Consider the following 18,286-nt stretch of genomic DNA (forward strand, 5'->3'; position numbering starts at 1 on the left):
GGGCGGGGGACTCGCGGGGTCACCAGCAGAGGAACCAGCAGTCGTCGTCATCGTCGTCCGGCGGGGGCGGTGGTGGTGGCGGCGGGGTCGTCGTGGTGGTGGTCGTGGTCGTGGTGCGGGACGTCGGCCGGGACGGCTCACGGGTGGGCGAGCTCGGTGCGGACGGTTCCGACGGCGTCGACGTGGTGGTCGGGGACTCGCTCGTGGACGTCGTCGTCGGGGTCTCGCTGGAGGTCTCGGAGTCCTCTGTGGTCGTGACCGCGCCCGTGGTCGTCGTCGCCACCGTGGCGTCCAGCACCGAGGTCACGGTGACGTCCACGCCGCCGTCGGCGGTCCGGTCGGGGAAGGTGATGACCCGGACCTCGTCGGGTTCCTGCACCCGGCGGTCGTCCTCCGGCAGCGTCTGCACGAGGAAGGCCGCGACGCCGCACCCGACCACGACGGCGCCCATGACCGCCAGCACGCGCACGCGTGACCGGGGATCCGGCGGGAGCCGGTCATCCCAGTCGTCGTCGGAGAGCCTGGTCACCGACACGTCGTCGTACACCCGGGACCCCTTCGTGCTCGGACAGCAGCAGCGGCGCCTTTCTACCGTAAAGCACCACCCGGTGGGGCGATTACTGGGTGGTTCTCTCGAAAAGTGGGAAACCGTGTGTAACGATCTTCATCTTTCGGGGTAACGCGGCTACCCAGTGTTTCGCGGATGCCACCGTGCGTGCGCGGTGCGGGGTGCGCCCTCGCGGATCAGCTCCAGCCGCGGCCGGGGCTCGGCGGTGCGCCCGCCCTGCGGCTTGCGGCTGCCCGCCGCGAACTGCACCGGCCACGTCACGCCGGGACCGGCGTAGTCCTGCTCCGCGGCCGCGTGCAGCGTCCACTGGGGATCGTAGAGATGGGTGCGGCCCAGCGCGCACAGGTCGGCGCGTCCGGCCAGGATGATCGAGTTCACGTCGTCGTAGGAGGAGATCGCGCCGACCGCGATCACCGCGACCCCGTACTTCCGGCCGATCTCGTTGCGGATGCGGTCGGCGAACGGCGTCTGGTAGCTGCGGCCGAACGCGGGCCGCTCCTCGTGCACCACCTGGCCGGTCGACACGTCCACCCCGGCGGCGCCGTGCTCGGCGAACGCGCGCGCGATCTCCACCGCGTCGTCGGCGTCGATGCCGCCCTCGCACCAGTCCGTGGCCGAGATCCGCACCGTCATCGGCTTCTCCGGTGGCCACGCCTCCCGCACGGCGTCGAACACCTCCAGCGGGTAGCGCAACCGCGCGGCGAGCGAACCGCCGTAGGCGTCGGTGCGCCGGTTGGTGAGTGGCGAGAGGAACGACGACAACAGGTAGCCGTGCGCGCAGTGCAGTTCCAGCAGGTCGAACCCCGCTCGGTGGGCGGAGCGGGCCGAGGCGGCGAACTCGTCCCGGATCGCCGCCATCTCCCGGGTGGTGAGCTCCCGGGGAACCTGCGCGGCGGGGGAGTAGGGGATCGGCGACGGCCCGCACACCGCCCAGTTGCCCTCCGGCAGCGGCTCGTCCATCCCCTCCCACATGAGCCGGGTGGACCCCTTGCGCCCCGAGTGTCCCAACTGGACCCCGATGCGCGCGGAAGTGAACTCGTGCACGAAGTCCACCACGCGCCGCCACGCGTCCTCCTGCTCGGCGGTGTAGAGCCCCGTGCAGCCGGGGGTGATCCGGCCCGGCTCGGACACGCACACCATCTCCGTCATCACCAGGCCCGCGCCGCCGAGCGCCTTGCCGCCGAGGTGCACGAGGTGGAAGTCGTTGGGCACACCATCGCCGCGCGCGGAGTACATGTCCATCGGGGACACGACGACGCGGTTGGGCAGCTCCAGCTCGCCGAGCCGGAACGGCTGGAACATCGGCGGGCGCGGCTCGGCCGGGACGTGCTGCTCCCCGGCGAACCAGCGGTCGGCCTCGGCGACGAACTCGGGATCGCGCAACCGCAGGTTCTCGTACGTCACGCGGCGGCTACGGGTGACGATGTTGAACGCGAACTGGCGCGGATGCTGCGTGGTGTACTGCGCGATGTTCTCGAACCACTCCAGGCTCGCCTGCGCCGCGCGCTGGGTGGACGCGACCACCGGCATGCGCTCGGCTTCGTAGGCCGCCAGTGCCGCCGCCACGGCGTCCGCACCGCGGACGCTGTCCACAGTGTTCTGTCCGGTGTGCTCGTGCAGGCACGCGGCGAGTGCCAGCGCGTCCTCCATCGCCAGCTTGGTACCGGAGCCGATGGAGAAGTGCGCGGTGTGCGCCGCGTCGCCGAGCAGCACCACGTTGCGGTGCCGCCAGGTGGCGCAGCGGACGGTGACGAAGTTCAGCCAGCGGGAGTTGTTGCCCAGCACCGCGTGGTCGCCGAGCACGTCCGCGCACAGCTCGCGGATCCGCTCGATCGAGGCTTCGTCGTTGTGACCGGGCGGGAGCCGCTCCGGCGCCAGCTCCGCGAACCCCGCCCGCCGCCACACGTCGTCGTGCGCCTCCAGGATGAACGTGCTCCGGTCGCGGCTGTAGGGGTAGCCGTGGATCTGCATGATCCCGGACGGCGTGTCGAGGATGTGGAACGTGAACGCGTCGAAGACGAGATCGGTGCCGAGCCAGATGTACCGGCACTGCCGGGTGTCCAGGCTGGGCCGGAAGGTCCCGGCGAACCGGGCGCGGGTCGCGGAGTTGGCGCCGTCGGCCGCGACGACCAGATCGTGCGTCGCGGCGAGCTCGGCCGGATCGGGAGCCTCCGTGCGGAAGCGGAGTCCGACGCCGAGGGCGAGGCAGCGCCGTCGCAGGATGTCGAGCAGGCGCCTGCGGCTGATCGCGGCGAAGCCGTGGCCGCCCGAGGTGACGGTGGTGCCCCGGTAGTGCACGTCGATGTCGTCCCAGCGGGCGAACTCCGCCCGCAGGGCGGCGAAGATCTCGGTGTCGGCGTGCTCGATGCCACCGAGCGTCTCGTCGGAGAGCACGACACCGAAGCCGAACGTGTCGTCCGGCGCGTTGCGCTCCCACACGGTGATCTCGTGCCCGGGGCCGAGCTGCCGGGCCAGCGCGGCGAAGTACAGGCCGCCGGGCCCGCCGCCGAGAACCGCGATCCGCACGTCGCTCACCTCTTCCCGCTCACCCAGGCTATGGCGTTCTCGCGACGAGCGTCAACTGGACGGGATAACGGTGCTGTGGCACGCTGGCCGCGTGCCCGTGCGCAACTGCCTGGTGACCGGTGCCGGCCGCGGTATCGGCAGCGCCGTCGCGGCCATGCTGGCGCGGGGCGGGCACCGCGTGGCGGTCACGGCGAGGAGCCGGGACGAGCTGGCGGCCGTCGCGGCCGCCCTGACCGCGCCGACGCTCGTCCTGCCCGCCGACGTCACCGCCGACGGCGCTGTCGACGACGTGTTCACCGCGGTGGAGCGCGAGTGGGGTCCGGTCGAGGTGCTGGTGGCGTGCGCGGGGGCGGGCGGCTCCGCGCCGCTGGCCGAGGTGACCGACGCCGAATGGGACCGGATGCTCGCGCTGAACCTCACGGCGCCGTTCCGCTGCCTGCGCCGCGCCGTGCCGGGGATGGTGGAGCGCGGCTGGGGCCGTGTCGTGGTGCTGGCCTCGGTGGCCGCGAAACGCGGTGAGCCCTACGTCAGTGCCTACACCGCGAGCAAGCACGGCGTGCTGGGACTCGTCCGCTCGGCCGCGAGTGAGCTGGCGCGCACCGGCGTCACCGTCAACGCCGTCTGTCCCGGCTACGTCGACACCCCGATGACCGACGCGACCGTCGCGTTCATCGCGGAACGAACCGGGCGCACGACGGCCGAGGCGCGCGCGGCGCTGGAGCGCAAGCAGCCGATCCACCGGCTGGTGACTCCCGAGGAGGTGGCGGACGCGGTCGACCTGTGCGTGCGCAGCGCCGCGATCACCGGGCAGGGCATCACCGTGGACGGGGGAGGGGTGCAGTCGTGATCGAGCGGATCGACCCGGACGGTCTGGCGCCGCCATCCGGGTTCGCGCACGCCGTGGCGGTCGACCGGGGCCGGATCGTGTTCCTCGCGGGACAGACCGCGCTCGACGCGGGGGGCCGCGTCGTGGGGGACGGCGTGGTGGAGCAGTTCGAGCGCGCGCTGGGCAACCTGCTCACGGCCCTGCGCGCGGCAGGCGGGGAACCGGAACACCTGGTGAGCCTCACCGTGTACGCGGTGGACCTCGGCGACTACCGCGCGCGGGCGCGGGAGCTCGGTGCCGTCTGGCGGAAGCTCGCCGGGCGGCGGTACCCGGCGATGGCCGCGGTCGGCGTCAGCCGGCTCTGGGACCCCGAGGCGCTGGTCGAGGTGCAGGGGGTCGCCGCCGTGCCCTCGTGAGTGTTCTCCGTGGTTCTAACCACGGAGAACACTCACGAGTCCACCACGTCGGCGACGTGTGCCGCGGCCTCGGCTTCGAGGCGTTCCCGCAGCTCGAAGAAGAGGTCCGCGGCGCGGGCGCCGATCCAGTCCGCGGGCAGCAGTTCGGCGGGCAGTCCCGGGTCGAGGTAGGGCAGGCGCCGCCAGTCGGTGAGCATCCGGACGTAGTCGGCGAACGCCGCGGCCGGGCGCGGCGCCCGGCGCCGCCGCCAGGTCCGCAGGAGGGGACCGTGCGTGCCGAGGAAGTCGGCGTAGTGCCGCCGCAGCTCGTCGAGATCCCACCACGTGCGCACCTTCTCGGCCAGGTCGCCGAAGGCCAGGTGGTCGGCGCGGAACAGCTCCACGTACCCCGCGAGGCCGAGCTCGCCCAGAACCGCCACCGTCGGCTCGCGCAGGTGCGCGGGCGCGATCCACACGCCGGGCGCGGCCGTGCCGAAGCCGAGCCGGGTCAGCCGCGAGCGCAGCACGTGCCGGTGGTGCCGTTCGCTCTCCGGCACCGAGAACACCGCGAGGATCCAGCCGTCGGCCACGCCCGCCCGCCCGCGCCGGAAGATGCGCTCGTCGCCCTCCCGCAGGATGGCCAGCGCGTCGCCGGTCAGCGCGTACCCCGCGGCGCCGCCACGCCGCTCGGGCAGCAGCAGGCCGCGCCGCTTGAGGCGGGAGATCGACGAGCGCACGGCGGGCTCGTCCACCCCGAGCAGCCCGAGCAGGTCGATCAGCGCGGCCACCGGCAACCAGCCGCCCCGGTCGCGGCCGTAGCGGCCGTACACGGTGACGATCAGCTGTCCCGGCGGCGCCGCGACCCGCGTTTCCGTTACGGCCGTCACGCGGCCACGGTAGCAACGGCCCGGCCGAGGAACTCACCGAGCACGCGGTTGAACTCGGCGGGCCGCTCCAGGTTCGGCAGGTGGGCCGCCCCCTCGATCACCGCCAGCCGGGAGCCGGGCACGTGCCGGTGCGTGAACTCGGCCACCTCGACCGGGGTGAACTCGTCCTCGGTGCCGACCACCACCAGCGTGGGCACGGTGACGCGGCCCAGCATCGCCACGTAGTCCGGGCGCTCGGCGCGCCCGCGCAACGCGGCGGCGGCACCCTCGGGTGACGTGGCCCGCATCATCCCGAGCACGTGGTCGGCGACGGCGGGCAGTGCCCGGATGTTGTGCGGGGCCACCATCTTCGGCAGCACCTCCGCCGCGTACGGGTCCATCCCCTCGCGCAGCAGCCGGTCCGCCAGGACGCGGCGCGCGACCTTGCCCTCGGCTGTCTCGGCCGGAGCGGAGGTGTCGGCGAGCACGAGCGCCCGGATCCGCCCGGCGAACAGGCGGTGCAGTTCGAGGACGATCTGGCCGCCCATCGACAGCCCGCCCAGCAGGAACCGGTCGACGCCGAGGTGGTCGAGCAGGGCGGTGATGTCGCGCGCGAACGTCTCCAGCGGCGTCGTGCCGGGTACCACCGTCGACTCGCCGTAGCCCCGCAGGTCCGGGGCGATCACCCGGAACCCGGCACCGCCGAGATGCTCGGCCTGCGGCCGCCACATCGACCGGTCGAACGGGTGGCCGTGCACGAGCACGAGCACGTCGCCCTCCCCCTCGTCGTCGTAGCCCATCCGGATTCCGTTGACCTCCGCGAACATCGCCGCTCCCGCCCTCGTCGCCTGTTGACACCACGACGCTATCCGGAGCACTATCTCGGTGCAATAGAAACATTGCACTCGGTGCAATCAGGGAGGCAGGGTGGCCGCGGGGGACTACCGGGCGATCGCCGACGCGATCGCCGCCGAGATCGCGGCGGGGCGGCTGGCGCCCGGCCAGCGGTTGCCGCCGCAGCGCCGCTTCGCGCGGCGGCACGGCATCGCGGACTCGACCGCGGCCCGCGTGTACCGCGAGCTGGTGCGGAGAGGGCTCGTCGTCGGCGAGGTCGGCCGAGGCACGTTCGTGCGCGCGGGCGAACCGGGACCGGAACCCGCGCTCGCCGAGCCGGGCACGGCCAGGGTGGACCTCGAGCTGGTCGTGCCCGCGCCGTCCGCGCAGGCCGGGCGGCTCGCGGCCGCGGTGAGCGCGCTCGGCGGGCCCGACGCGCTCGCGGCGGCGCTGCACCCGGTCGGCGTCACCGGCACTCCGGGGCTGCGTGCGGCGGCGGCCGGCCTGCTGGCCAAGGCGGACTGGGTGCCCGAACCCGAGCGGATCCTGGTCGCGGGCAACGGCAGGCAGGCGATCGCGGCGGCGCTCGCCGCGCTGGTGCCCTCGGGCGGGCGGCTGGCGGTGGAGGCGCTGACCTACCCGCTCGTCAAGGGCATCGCCGCGCGGCTCGGCGTCGGCCTCGTGCCCGTCGAGACCGACGCCGAAGGGCTGGTGCCCGGTGCGCTGGCCGCGGCACACCGGGCCACCCCGGTGCGGGCCGTCTACGTCCAGCCGACCCTGCACAACCCGCTCGGCACGACAATGTCCGCCGCGCGGCGGGCGGAGCTCGCGGCGACCCTGCGCGCACTGGACCTGCCCGCGGTGGAGGACTGTGTCTACTCGTTCCTGCGCGAGGAAACCCCGTTGGCCGCCCACGCGCCCGAGCGCACCGTGCTCGTCGACAGCCTGTCGAAACGGCTGACCCCGGGGCTCACGCTGGGCTTCGCGGTCGCCTCCGGGGCGCTGGCCGACCGCGTCGCCACCGCGATGCGGTCGGGCGCGTGGACGCCGGCCGGGTTCGCCGTGGCCGTCGCGACCCGCTGGATCGGCGAGGGCGCGGCCACCGCGGTGCAACAGGACAAGCGGCAGGACGCCGCGTTACGGCAGGAGATCGTGCGCGACCACCTCGCCGGGTTCGCCGTCCGCGGCGACCCGGGGGCGTACCACTGCTGGTGGGAGCTGCCCGGGCCCTGGCGCGCCGAGACGTTCGTCGCCGCCGCGGCCCGGCGCGGGATCGCCGTCACCCCCGCCGGGGCCTTCGCCGTCGGGAGCGGGCGGGCGCCGAACGCGGTGCGGCTGGCACTGGCCACGCCCCCACCGGCCACCCTGGCGTCGGCACTGCGCACGCTCGCCGGGCTGGCCCGCGCCGAGCCGCACGACGAGGAACCCGGCTGAGGACGGCTTCCGTGCGCCGGGAAGCCGGAAAGTCCACTGTGGACCGGTTTCGCCCCGGGGCAGGCCGGGTAGCCGCGTGGGCGGAGGTGACACACGATGGCGACGACCGATGTGGAGCGGCTCCGCACCGCGCTGTCCGATGCCGACTTCCCGGCGCAGAAGGACGACCTCGTCCGGGACGCGGAACAGGCGGGTGCGGACGGTGACACGATCCGGGCCCTGAACTCGATCCCGCCGGTCGAGTACGCCAGCCTGGACGAGGTGGAGCAGTCCGTGCCTTTCGATCCCGGCCCGCCCGACGCGGAGACCGGTGAGCGGCGCAGGCGGCACGCCAAGCCGGGGCTGAGCCAGCAGGAGAAGGACGTCCCGGAACACCCGATCGTCGAGGAACTGGGCGAGAACCGGGGAAGCTGACCCCGGCGCGTGGCGCCGTTCAGCGCCGTTCAGCGGCGAAGCTCGGCCCACACGCGGTCGAGGTCGTCGCTGAACGGGGCGCCCCGCGCGCAGGCCCGCTCGGCGTCCTGCCGCAGCCCGCGCAGCTCGTCCGGGGTCAGGCCGGGCGCGCTGAGCCCGTCTCCCCGCAGCCACTGCAGCAGCTCGTCCCAGCTGCGCCACGGACCCGCCTCCAGCGCGTACGCGACCGTGGACCGGCCGTAGCCGCCCGCGGGCGCGTTCCCACCGGGACGGTCGGAGCCCGGCCGCGGCGCGCTCACGACGACCCCCGGAAGTTCTCCCAGCCGGGAGGCATGCTGCTCTCCTGCCCGGAGGCGTGGTCGTCCCCGTCGGCCGGAAGCAGGTCGTTGGCCTCGCGTTGCTGCTCGATCGCCTCCACGATCTCCTCCGTGCTCATGTGCTCGACGCTCGGAATGCCCACGCGCCGGGCTTCCTCGGCGAGCTCGGCCATCGTCATCTCGTGCAGATTCCGCCGCACCATCGCAGGTCCCTTCGTCGTGGTCGATGGTCGGGTAGCCGCCGGCGCGGGGGCCTAACCGCCCGTCCGGTTTGCCGCTTCCCGTGCGGGGTAGCCGACGATCAGTCGACGGAAGGCTTTCTCTCCATGACACCGACGATCAAACTCGGGCGCATCGGCGGCGTTCAGGTCGGCGTCCACTGGAGCGTGCTGGGGATCCTCGCGATCCTCGTCGTGGCACTCGGCTTCGCCCGGTGGCCCCAGCTGCTGCCCGGCTACCCGTGGTACGTCTACGTGTTCGCGGCGCTCGTGGGAGCGGTGCTGTTCCTCGGCTCGCTGCTCGCGCACGAGGTCTCGCACGCGATCGTCGCGCGGCGCAACGACATCCCCGTCGAGGGCATCACGCTGTGGCTGCTCGGCGGTGTCGCGCGGCTGCGGGGCGAGGCGCGCACGCCGGGCGCGGAGCTGCGGATCGCCGCGGCGGGCCCGCTGACGAGCGTGGCCGTCGCCGTCTTCTTCGCGCTCGTCACGGGGCTGCTGGTGCTCGCCGACGCACCGGACCTCGTGTCCGCCATCGCCGGTTACCTCGCGGCCGTCAACGTGGTGCTGGCGGTGTTCAACCTCGTGCCCGCCGCACCGCTGGACGGCGGGCGCATCCTGCGCGCCGCGCTGTGGAAGTGGCGGGGCGACCGGACGCGCGCGGCGATCTGGAGCGCCCGCGCGGGACGGGGCTTCGGCCTTTTCCTGATCTTCCTGGGCGCGTGGCGGCTGCTGTTCGCGGGATTCGGCGACGGCCTGTGGTGGATCCTGATCGGCCTGTTCATCACCAGCATGGCGAGCGCGGAGGAGCGGCAGGCCGAGTTCGGGTCCGCCGTCGCGGGGGTCCGCGTGCGCGACGTCATGACCCCGGATCCGGACACCACCGACGGCGAGAGCACCGTGGCCGACTTCCTGCGCGACGTCGCGCTGGCGCGGCGGCACTCCGCGTTCCCGCTGCTGGACCAGGCGGGCAGGCTGCAGGGGCTGATCACCCTCAACCGGCTCAAGCAGGTGCCCCCGGACCGGCGCGAGACGACACCACTGCGCGAGGTCGCCTGCCCGCCCGGCGAGATCGCGATGGCGGAGCCGGACGAGCCGGTCTCCGACCTGCTGGAGCGGCTCGGTGGCTGCGCGGACGGCAGGGCCCTCGTGTTCTCCGAGGGGAACCTCGTCGGCATCGTCTCGCCCAGCGACATCAGCAGGCTCGTCACGCTCCGCGGCCTCGACACCGGGTGGTCGCGGGGCGGGGCCGACGTCACCACCTCGCCCTACGCGCGGCCCGAGCGCCGGGTGTAGCCGGCCGCCGTGCGGGTCAGGGCCTGCTGCCGACGCCCGTCGCCACCTCGTGCAGGCGGCGGCCGGGCGTCGACCCGGCCAGTGGCGGGGTCGACGCGCCCGCGTTCTCCCGGAGGCCGGTGAAGAACTCGGCGAGCGCCTCGGCCGCGGTGTGCCGCGGCGTCCACGCCAGGTCCGTTCTCGCCCGCGTGGTGTCCATCAGCGGCAGCCGCAGCACGGCGTCGAACAGCTCGGGGGAGGCGGGCACCGCGTGCAGCCGCCACGCGGCGGTGAGGGCCGCGCGCGCCACGAACGCGGGCATCGGCACCGTCCGCGCCCGCAGCAGCTCCGCCAGCAGGCTCGCGTCCACCACCGGCTCGGCGGCCAGGTTGAACGCGCCGCGCACTGGGTTGACGGCGGCCAGCCGGAACGCCTCCCCGATGTCGGCCGAGTGCACGGCCTGCATGCGCAGTCCCGGCAGGTCGGGCACGACCGGTACCACCCCGGGACGGACCAGCGAACCCGGTACGAACGGGCCCGCGAACAGCCGCCGCTGCTCCTGGGCCGCCTCCCGCTTGAAGACGAAGCCGGGGCGCAGGCGCGCGACCCGGGTCTGCGGGTTCGCCCTGGTGAAGGCGTCGAGCACGCGTTCAAGGTACGCCTTCTCCCTGGTGTACGCGGCCGCGGGCCAGCCGTGCGTCGGCCAGCGCTCGTCCACCCTGCGGTCCTTCGGGCCGGGGGAGTAGGCGCCGACCGACGACGAGTACACCAGCGCGGGCACCTCGCACCGCGCCACGGCGTCGAACACCTTGACGGCGCCGAGCACGTTCGACCGCCACGTCGTCACGGGATCGTGGGTCGGCTGGAACAGCCACGCCAGGTGGATGACGGCGTCGGCGCCGTCGAACAGCTCGTCCAGCCGCTCGTCGGGGACGTCGGGCAGGTCCGCCTCGACCATGTCCAGCTTGGGCACCGACCACGCGGGCCGCCTGCGGGCGAGCCCGACGATCGAGTCCACCCGCGCGTCCTCGCTGAGCGCTTCCACCACGCTGGTCCCGATGTTGCCCGTCGCCCCGGTGACGACGACGCGGATTCCGTTGCTCATCACGGTTCCCTCCGGCTCGTTACGCGCCCGTCCGTTCCGCGACGAGGGCCGCCAGCCGGTCCAGCGACTCCTCGATCCTGCGGTCGACCTCCTCCGAGAACTCGCCACCGAGCGTCTCCGGCTGCTTCCCGCCGAACGTGATGTGCAGCGTGGCGACGCTGTGCAGGTCGCCCCGGGATCCCGGCTCGACCTGCAGCCAGCCCTCGTAGCGCGCGCTGTCGTTGCTGCCCCACTCCAGGCGGAGCTCGGCGGCGTCGACGTTGACGTAACCCTCGGCGTCGTAGACCTCGCTACCGCTGGACACCCAGGCGCGCAGCTCGCCGGGGGTCGCGTCCGACTCCTCGATCTGCACGCCGTCGGGCGACCAGCTGTCGATCGTGCGCAGGTCCGTCGCCACGTCGAAGACGGCACGCGGCGCCGCGGCGATGTCCCGCTGGTGTTCGAATTCGGCCATGCCCCGCAGGTACCCAGCTGGCGGCCGGGTATGCGTGCTACTGCGCGGCGAGCGCGGTCGCCGCGTCGGCGACGGCGTCCGCGTCGATCCCCGCGTGCCACAGCTGCTCGGCCGGGGTGGCCGAGCCCGGCAGCGCCAGCACCCCGAGCTTCGCGAACAGCGGCGGCTCCACGGCGCCCACGAAGGCGTCGAGCACCGCGTCGCCGAGACCGCCCTGCGGCCAGTGGTCCTCGACCGTGACGATGCGGCCGGTGTCCGCCGCGGCCTGGTGCAGGGTGGCGGTGTCGACCGGCTTGACCGAGTACAGGTCGATCACCCGCGCCGCGATGCCCGCGTCGGCGAGCCGGTCGGCGGCGGTCAGCGCCTCGAACACCGTGATCCCCGCGGCGACGATCGTGACCTGGTCGTCGGGGGAGGAGCGCAGCACCTTGCTGCCGCCGATCGGGAACGTCTCCTCCGGGGAGTACAGGACGGGCGTGTCGCCGCGGGTGGTGCGCAGGTAGCTGATCCCGGACAGGTCGGCCAGCGCCGCCGTGAGGTGCGCGGTCTGGTTGGCGTCGCACGGGTACAGCACGGTGCTGCGCCACAGCGCGCGGTAGGCGGCGAGGTCCTCCAGGCCCATCTGGGACGGCCCGTCGGGGCCGATGGACACCCCGGCGTGGGAGCCGTTGACGCGCAGGTCGGCCCCGCTCACGGCCGCCATGCGCACGAAGTCGTGGGCGCGGCTGAGGAACGCGGCGAACGTGGACACGTAGGGGATCCAGCCGCGCACCTGCATCCCGACCGCCGCGGCGACCAGTTGCTGCTCGGCGATGTAGCACTGGAAGAACCGGTCGGGATGGGCCTGCGCGAAGTACCGGGTGCGGGTGGAGTCGGAGACCTCCCCGTCGAGCACGACGACGTCGGACCTGGCGTCACCGAGGGCGGCCAGGGTCTCGCCGAACGCGGTGCGCGTGGCGACCTCGGTGCCCGGCTCGTAGGTGCTGAGCTTCAGCGACGTGGTGTCGAGCGGCATCCGTTCCGGCGCGGGCAGCGGGTCGGCGACGCGGACGCGGGCGTACCGGCGGCCACCGAGCTCGGCGACCGCCTCGTCGGTGTCGGGCAGCGGCTTGCCGTGCTTGCCCTCCTGGTCCTCGACGGACTCGACGCCCCGGCCCTTGCGGGTGCGCGCGAGGATCGCGGTCGGCCTGCCCGCGGTGGCGAGCGCCTCCGCGTAGGCCCGGTCGATCTCGTCGATGTCGTGCCCGTCGATCTCGACCGTGTGCCACCCGAACGCGCCGATCCGCCGCGCGTACGCGGCGGTGTCCCAGCCGTGCCGGGTCGGGCCGCGCTGCCCGAGCCGGTTGACGTCCACGACGGCGATCAGGTTGTCCAGCCCGGCGTGGCCGGCGTGCTCGAACGCCTCCCACATGGAGCCTTCCGCGAGCTCGCTGTCGCCGCACAGCACCCACACGCGGTAGTCGATCTCGTCGAGCCGCCTGCCCGCGAGCGCGAGCCCGGTGCCGATCGGCAGCCCCTGCCCGAGCGACCCGGTGGCGACGTCCACCCCCGGCAGCTGCGGGGTGGGGTGCCCCTCCAGCCTGCTCTCCGCTTCGCGGAAGGTCAGCAGCTCCTCGTCGGAGATCGCGTCCGCGGCGACGAGCATCGCGTACAGCAGCGGTGAGGCGTGTCCCTTCGAGAAGATCAGGTGGTCGTTGCCGGGATGCTGCGTGGTGTCGAAGTCGTAGCGCAGGTATCTCGCCAGCAGCACCGCCATGAGGTCGGCGGCGGACATCGACGACGTCGGGTGCCCCGACCCGGCGGCCGCGGCGGCCCGGACGGCGTCGACCCGCAACTGCTGGCCCAGTTCCGCCAAGTCGTCCATGCGCTTCCGGCTACCCGGTGCGGGCGCCGCTCACACCCCGCGAGCCCCCGCTCCCGCGCGCGAGTGCCGCGTTCCGCACGGCGGGTGCCGCGTTCCGGGACGCCGCGGCCGGGCCCCTCACCCGGGCACGATGGTGTTCTGCCTGGCCACCACCCACCACCGGTCCCGCTCCTTGACCAGCACGTACAACGCGAGCATGGCGTGCTCGACGTCCAGCGGCTCGCCGTCCGCGGTGATCGCCCGCGCGCCCTTGTGGGCGAGGGCGACGTCGGGCCGGACGAACAGGACGTCCAGCAGCTCATAGCGGGCGTACTGGTCGCGCAGCGGCCCGGCCAGCCCCTCCCGGCTGACCCGCAACAGCTCGTCCCGCCCGGTGGTCCGCATCCCGGCCGCGTTGACCACCGAGGCGTTGCGGGCGAAGTGCGCGGTGAGGAGTTCCGCGTCGTTGGTGTTGAACGCGCGCTCGGTGTCGGCGATGATCCGTTCGATCGCGGCGATGTCGGCGTCGTGCCCGGCCGCGGTGTCCCCGACCACCGGTGCCACGGTACTGGTTTCGGTCACGGGACCAGCCTGCGACCTCGACCATACTGGAGGTCAAGGGTTCGTCAGGCGAGGCCGCGGACACACTCCGCCGGGGGACGGGTGCCGCGGATGCTGGCGACCATGTCGAGCACCTGGCGGGTGCGGCGCACCTCGTGCGCGCGGAACACCGCCGCGCCCTCCCACGCGGCGACCGCCGTGGCCGCGAGGGTGCCGTCGACCCGGTCGCGCAGCGCGGCGCCGAGCGTCTCCCCGATGAAGTCCTTGTTGGACAGTGCCATGAGGACGGGCCACTCGCCCGAGGTCAGCTCCCTGACCCGGCGCAGCAGCTCCAGCCCGTGCCAGGTGTTCTTGCCGAAGTCGTGCGTGGGATCGACGAGGATGCCCTCGCGGGGGACGCCGAGCGTCACCAGCCGCGCGGCCTTCTCCGTGACCTCCCGCACCACGTCGGCGACGACGTCGGCGTAGTGGACGCGGTGCGGGCGCGTGCGCGGGACCGCGCCACCGGTGTGCGAGCACACGTACCCTGCCCCGAACTCGGCGGCCACCTCGGCGAGGTGGGGATCGGCCGCCTGCCACGTGTCGTTGATCAGGTCGGCGCCCTCCGCGCACGCCTGCCTGCCGACCTCGGCACGCCACGTGTCGACGCTGATCACCAGGTCCGGGTGCCGCGCGCGCACGGCGGCGACGAAGGGGACGACCCGCCGGATCTCCTCGGCGACGTCGACGTCGGATCCCGGACCCGCCTTGACGCCACCGACATCGACGATGTCCGCCCCCTCGGCCACCGCGGTGTCGACCGCCGCGAGCGCCTGGTCGAAGGCGTAGGTGGCGCCCCGGTCGTAGAACGAGTCGGGGGTGCGGTTGACGATCGCCATGACGAGCGCGCTGTCGCGCCGCACCGGGCGGCCGCGGAACTCCAGCTCCACGGCAGCGGTCGTCGGCACGGGCGCCGGCTTCTCGGGCACGCTCACGTCAGCCGACGATACGCGGGCGCCCGGGGCGCCGTGCCACCCCGCGACCGGAAACCCGGGCACGAGGGCCGGGTGGCGGCGGACACCAGGCGTGCGGGCCGGCGCCGTCGGCCGCCCCGCGGCCCGGCGGCGCTCGGGGACGCGGGACGCCGCGTCGACCAGCCGCCGCTCACCCGGACGCTGGCCGACGCGGCGGTCCGGCCGGCGTGACTCGCCGTGCCCGCGGCGGGTGGGTGCCGGCGTTCGCGACGAGGTGTCATGAGGCGACGGTCTCGGACGCCCCGGTGCCGTGTTCGGCGGTGGGTGCCGGATTCCTCGGCCCGCGGGCGAGGAGACCGACCACGAGGACCGCCATGATGGCGACTCCGGCCCACATGGCGGTTTGCCAGCCGTCGACGAAGGATTCCCGTGCGGCTCGGACCAGTGCCCGCGCGCCCGGGCCGTGGGCGGCTTCGAGGGCGTTGGCGATGCCTTCGCGTGCGGCGTCGGCGGTGCCGGCGGGGATCCCGTCGAGCCTGGGGGTGATGGCGCTGCGGTAGCCGGCCGAGAGCAGCGCTCCGAGCAGCGCGACGCCGAGCGCGGTGCCGAACTCGCGGGTGACGTCGTTGAGCGCGGAGGCCACGCCTTGCCGTTCCCGGGGCAGAGCGCTGGTGATGGCGGCGGTGGCGGGCGGCATCGACAGGCCCATACCGGTTCCCATGGCGATCATGCCGGGCAGGACCGCGAGGTAGCCACCGTCGACGGAGACGAGAGTCGCCAACAGGGCCAGGCCCGCGGCGGTCAGGAGGATCCCTGCCACCATGGTCGCGCGCGCTCCGACCCGCTCGGCCAACCGGGGCGCGACACCGGAGGTGATCATCATCAGCCCGGCCATGGGCAGCAGGGCCGCCGTGGACCGCAGGCCCGACCAGCCGAAGACGGTCTGGAAGAACGGGTAGAGGACGACGGAGACTCCTGCCTGGACCCCGAAGACCGCCAGGAGCGCCACGGAGCCACTGGCCAGGCCGCGCTCACGGAAGAGGCGGACGTCCAGCAGCGGGGCGCGGTGGCGAAGCTCCCACGCCACGAAGCCGACGGTGCCGGCGATCCCGGTGAGCAGGCTGACGACGGTGCCCGGCGCCGCCCAGCCCTTCTCCGGGCCTTCGTGCAGGAAGAAGATGAGCCCGACCACGGCGACGAGGGACGCCAGCGAGCCGACCGTGTCGAAGGAGTGTGGTGACGCCTCGCGCGAGTCGGGCACCGAGCGCCACGCCGTCGCGAGCGCGGCAACGACGAGCGCGAGGGGCAGAACGAACAGGTAACGCCAGTTGGCCACGTCGATGAGGACGGCGGAGAGGAACATGCCCAGTAGTCCGCCGCCCCCGGCGACGCCGGTCCACACGCCGATCGCGCGGCCGCGTTCCTGCTCCGGGAAGCTCGAGGTGATGACGGCGAGCGTGACGGGCATGATCATCGCCGCGCCCACCCCGCTGAGCACGCGTGCCGCGAGCATGACCCCGGCCGAGGGGGCGAGGCCCGCGACCACGTTCGCGACGCCGAAGACCGTCAGGCCCGCGAGGAGCACGGGTTTGCGCCCCCATCGGTCGCCGACCGCGCCGAGCGGCAGCAGCAGCGCGGCCAGGCTGAGGACGTAGACGTTGATGATCCACAACACCGTGCTCTGGGAGGCGTCGAAGTCGACGGCGAGGTCCGGCTGGGCGACGTTCAGCCCGGTGACCGAGGCGATCACCGCCATCAACGCGATGGAGACCGCGATGAGGATCGAGCGGCGTTGGCGGGCGTCCGAGACCACGGCGCCGACGGAGTCACTCGGGCCGGCGGGCGTCCGTGGTGGCCGGTTCGTGCTCATGATGTCCTTCCACAAGGCGGAGAAGATCCACGCCGGAGTGAGGCGCGCCGCGGCGGGGCGTGGACCGCCGGGCCGGGTGTGGGGCCGCCGTGGGGTGCGGCGCGTCAGCGGTGGGTGCCGCTGGACGCGGCGGCGAGGGCGGCGTTGGTGTCCGCGGTGGCGAGGTGGGCGTTCATGTGGGCGCCGGCGAGGGCTCCGGCCGCGGCGGAGGCGCCGACCTGGGCGGTCAGGTCGGTGGCGTTGCCCGCCACCCACACCCCCGGCACCTCGGTGGTGCCCGCCATGCCCGTGACGAAGCGGCGGCCCATACCGCCGGGCAGGTCCTCCGTCGGCAACCCCAGGCCGTCGAGCCCGCCGGCGCGAGCCAGCGTCGTGGTGACGACGGCGAGGACCCGGCGCGCCACGACGTGCCCGTCGGTCAGCAGCACGCCGGTGATGCCGTTCCCGTCGGACCGGACCTCGGCGACCGGGGTGTCGACGACGCGAACGCCGCGGGCGGTGAACCGGGCACGGGTGTCCTCGTCCAGACCGGTGCCGTGGGCGAAGTACACCAGGTCCTCGGTCAGCTGGCGGAACAGCAGCGCCTGGTGGACCGAGGCCGGGCCCGCGGCCAGCACACCGATCGGCTCGTCGCGGACCTCCCAGCCGTGGCAGTACGGGCAGTGGACCACGCCGCGGCCCCAGTGCGGGGCCAGGCCGGGAATGTCGGGGAGCACGTCGCGCAGTCCGGTGGCGACCAGCACCCGGCGCGCCCGCACGAGGCCGCCGCCCCCGCCCTCATCCGCGGGGGCGCCCCCACTGGCCAGGGATACGGCGAACCGCGGATCGCCGTCGGCCGACGGCGCGGCAGGCGCGGCGGAGACCACCTCGCCGGTCACGACCCGCCCGCCGTAGCGGCGCACCTCCTCCCGGCCCCGGCGCAGCAGCTCCGCGGGCGGCGTGCCGTCCAGGCCGAGCGGGCCGTGCACTCCCTCGGCCGGGGCGTTGCGGGGACTGCCGCTGTCGATCACGACGACCGAGCGGCGGGAGCGGGCGAGCACGAGCGCGCCGTTCAGGCCTGCCGCGCCACCGCCGATCACCACGACGTCGACGGTGTCCTCCGGCAGTGGGTCCGTCCTGGTTTCCGGCATGGCGGTGGCTCCTTCATCACGGGGCACGTCGGCTACACCACGACGGTAAGCACAGTTTGCGGTTTTGGCATACGATCGTGCCTATGACGCAAGAAGAGGACGGCTTGGACGGCCTGGTACGCAAACGCATCCGCGCGCTACGGGTGGCGCAGGGCTGGTCGCTGGAGGAGCTGGCCACCCGCGCGAGGCTGAGCCCGTCGTCACTCAGCCGGATCGAGAACGGCCGGCGTCGCCTTGCCCTCGACCAGCTCGTCACCCTGGCCCGGGCCCTGGACACCTCGCTGGATCAGCTGGTCGAGACGGACACCGACGACGTGATCGTCAGCCCGATGATCGACGGCAGCCACGGCTTGCTGCGGTGGCCGATCAAGTCGGAGCCCGGGATGACCGTCATGCGCCAGCGCATGACGAGCCCGCCACCGGACAATCCCGCCAGCATGCGTGCGCACCCGGGCCGGGAGTGGCTCGTCGTGCTCTCCGGCACCGCCATCCTGATGCTGGGCCACCGCCGCCTCCGCGTGGAGACCAACCAGGCCGCCGAGTTCCCGACCATGCTCCCGCACGCGATCGGCACCGCGGGCGGACCGTGCGAGATCCTGGGCATCTTCGACCGCGAGGCCCGCCGGGGGCACCAGTCCGACCGCACCGCCCGGCCGGACGAGGACCGACCATGACCCCGGGCCGTGGTCACGTGCGT

General features: G+C 73.9%; 19 protein-coding genes. 6 read left to right on the top strand and 13 right to left on the bottom strand.

The annotated features are described in order from the left end of the window. Positions 1-19: 19 nt before the first annotated feature. A complete protein-coding gene (locus B0I33_RS12000; RefSeq protein WP_106178690.1) occupies positions 20-547 on the bottom strand; it encodes a hypothetical protein in 528 nt (175 codons plus the stop codon). Between the two features lie 138 nt (positions 548-685). After that, the gene (locus B0I33_RS12005; RefSeq protein WP_106178691.1) at positions 686-3,094 is read right to left on the bottom strand and encodes a bifunctional salicylyl-CoA 5-hydroxylase/oxidoreductase; all 2,409 of its coding nucleotides are present in this window, start codon (positions 3,092-3,094) and stop codon (positions 686-688) included. A 91-nt stretch (positions 3,095-3,185) separates the two neighbouring features. On the opposite strand from B0I33_RS12005, the gene B0I33_RS12010 reads away from it, so the two are divergent. Together B0I33_RS12010 and B0I33_RS12015 are read left to right on the top strand one after the other, a co-directional pair. Beyond that, a complete protein-coding gene (locus B0I33_RS12010; RefSeq protein WP_106178923.1) occupies positions 3,186-3,941 on the top strand; it encodes an SDR family NAD(P)-dependent oxidoreductase in 756 nt (251 codons plus the stop codon). After that, positions 3,941-4,336, top strand: coding sequence for a RidA family protein (locus B0I33_RS12015; protein WP_106178924.1), 396 nt, complete (start codon positions 3,941-3,943; stop codon positions 4,334-4,336). The genes B0I33_RS12010 and B0I33_RS12015 overlap by 1 nt, the downstream gene beginning before the upstream one ends. Before the next feature lie 32 nt (positions 4,337-4,368). On the opposite strand, the gene B0I33_RS12020 is transcribed toward B0I33_RS12015, so the two are convergent. Both B0I33_RS12020 and B0I33_RS12025 read right to left on the bottom strand, forming a co-directional pair. Beyond that, a complete protein-coding gene (locus B0I33_RS12020; protein WP_106178692.1) occupies positions 4,369-5,202 on the bottom strand; it encodes a PaaX family transcriptional regulator in 834 nt (277 codons plus the stop codon). Then, positions 5,199-6,008 (bottom strand): alpha/beta fold hydrolase, encoded by an 810-nt coding sequence (locus B0I33_RS12025; RefSeq protein ID WP_219927177.1) that lies wholly within the window; start codon positions 6,006-6,008, stop codon positions 5,199-5,201. The genes B0I33_RS12020 and B0I33_RS12025 overlap by 4 nt, the downstream gene beginning before the upstream one ends. A gap of 100 nt (positions 6,009-6,108) precedes the next feature. On the opposite strand from B0I33_RS12025, the gene B0I33_RS12030 reads away from it, so the two are divergent. Continuing rightward, on the top strand, positions 6,109-7,449 hold the full coding sequence (locus B0I33_RS12030; RefSeq protein ID WP_106178693.1) for an aminotransferase-like domain-containing protein: 1,341 nt from the start codon (positions 6,109-6,111) through the stop codon (positions 7,447-7,449). Between the two features lie 96 nt (positions 7,450-7,545). Further along, positions 7,546-7,863 carry a DUF2795 domain-containing protein gene (locus B0I33_RS12035; protein ID WP_106178694.1) on the top strand — a complete coding sequence of 106 codons (318 nt, stop codon included), beginning with the start codon at positions 7,546-7,548 and terminating at the stop codon, positions 7,861-7,863. A gap of 29 nt (positions 7,864-7,892) precedes the next feature. Here the strand turns inward: B0I33_RS12035 and B0I33_RS12040 are convergent, their stop codons facing one another. Next, positions 7,893-8,162, bottom strand: a complete 270-nt coding sequence (locus B0I33_RS12040; RefSeq protein WP_106178695.1) for a hypothetical protein — start codon at positions 8,160-8,162, stop codon at positions 7,893-7,895. Next, positions 8,159-8,383 (bottom strand): Rho termination factor N-terminal domain-containing protein, encoded by a 225-nt coding sequence (locus B0I33_RS12045; protein ID WP_106178696.1) that lies wholly within the window; start codon positions 8,381-8,383, stop codon positions 8,159-8,161. Before B0I33_RS12045 ends, B0I33_RS12040 begins: the two co-directional genes overlap by 4 nt. A 123-nt stretch (positions 8,384-8,506) precedes the next feature. On the opposite strand from B0I33_RS12045, the gene B0I33_RS12050 reads away from it, so the two are divergent. Next, the gene (locus B0I33_RS12050) at positions 8,507-9,694 is read left to right on the top strand and encodes a site-2 protease family protein (RefSeq protein WP_106178697.1); all 1,188 of its coding nucleotides are present in this window, start codon (positions 8,507-8,509) and stop codon (positions 9,692-9,694) included. A gap of 16 nt (positions 9,695-9,710) precedes the next feature. On the opposite strand, the gene B0I33_RS12055 is transcribed toward B0I33_RS12050, so the two are convergent. The 7 genes from B0I33_RS12055 to B0I33_RS12085 form a co-directional block, all read right to left on the bottom strand. Next, the gene (locus B0I33_RS12055) at positions 9,711-10,778 is read right to left on the bottom strand and encodes an NAD-dependent epimerase/dehydratase family protein (RefSeq protein WP_181193258.1); all 1,068 of its coding nucleotides are present in this window, start codon (positions 10,776-10,778) and stop codon (positions 9,711-9,713) included. Between the two features lie 19 nt (positions 10,779-10,797). Next, positions 10,798-11,232: an SRPBCC family protein gene (locus B0I33_RS12060; RefSeq protein ID WP_106178698.1), complete on the bottom strand. Its 435-nt coding sequence runs from the start codon at positions 11,230-11,232 to the stop codon at positions 10,798-10,800. Positions 11,233-11,269: 37 nt separating this feature from the next. Then, a complete protein-coding gene (locus B0I33_RS12065) occupies positions 11,270-13,096 on the bottom strand; it encodes a transketolase (protein ID WP_106178699.1) in 1,827 nt (608 codons plus the stop codon). A 117-nt stretch (positions 13,097-13,213) separates the two neighbouring features. Next, positions 13,214-13,657 carry an SgcJ/EcaC family oxidoreductase gene (locus B0I33_RS12070; protein WP_219927178.1) on the bottom strand — a complete coding sequence of 148 codons (444 nt, stop codon included), beginning with the start codon at positions 13,655-13,657 and terminating at the stop codon, positions 13,214-13,216. Positions 13,658-13,701: 44 nt separating this feature from the next. After that, positions 13,702-14,514, bottom strand: coding sequence for a dihydropteroate synthase (folP, locus tag B0I33_RS12075; protein WP_106178928.1), 813 nt, complete (start codon positions 14,512-14,514; stop codon positions 13,702-13,704). A gap of 352 nt (positions 14,515-14,866) precedes the next feature. Beyond that, on the bottom strand, positions 14,867-16,459 hold the full coding sequence (locus B0I33_RS12080) for an MFS transporter (RefSeq protein ID WP_106178700.1): 1,593 nt from the start codon (positions 16,457-16,459) through the stop codon (positions 14,867-14,869). 104 nt (positions 16,460-16,563) lie between these two features. Further along, positions 16,564-17,589, bottom strand: a complete 1,026-nt coding sequence (locus B0I33_RS12085) for an NAD(P)/FAD-dependent oxidoreductase (protein WP_106178701.1) — start codon at positions 17,587-17,589, stop codon at positions 16,564-16,566. A gap of 83 nt (positions 17,590-17,672) precedes the next feature. On the opposite strand from B0I33_RS12085, the gene B0I33_RS12090 reads away from it, so the two are divergent. Next, positions 17,673-18,263, top strand: coding sequence for a helix-turn-helix domain-containing protein (locus B0I33_RS12090; RefSeq protein WP_181193259.1), 591 nt, complete (start codon positions 17,673-17,675; stop codon positions 18,261-18,263). Positions 18,264-18,286 lie beyond the last annotated feature (23 nt).

Origin of the sequence: Prauserella shujinwangii (assembly GCF_003001955.1) — a bacterium.
Classification (GTDB): domain Bacteria; phylum Actinomycetota; class Actinomycetes; order Mycobacteriales; family Pseudonocardiaceae; genus Qaidamihabitans; species Qaidamihabitans shujinwangii.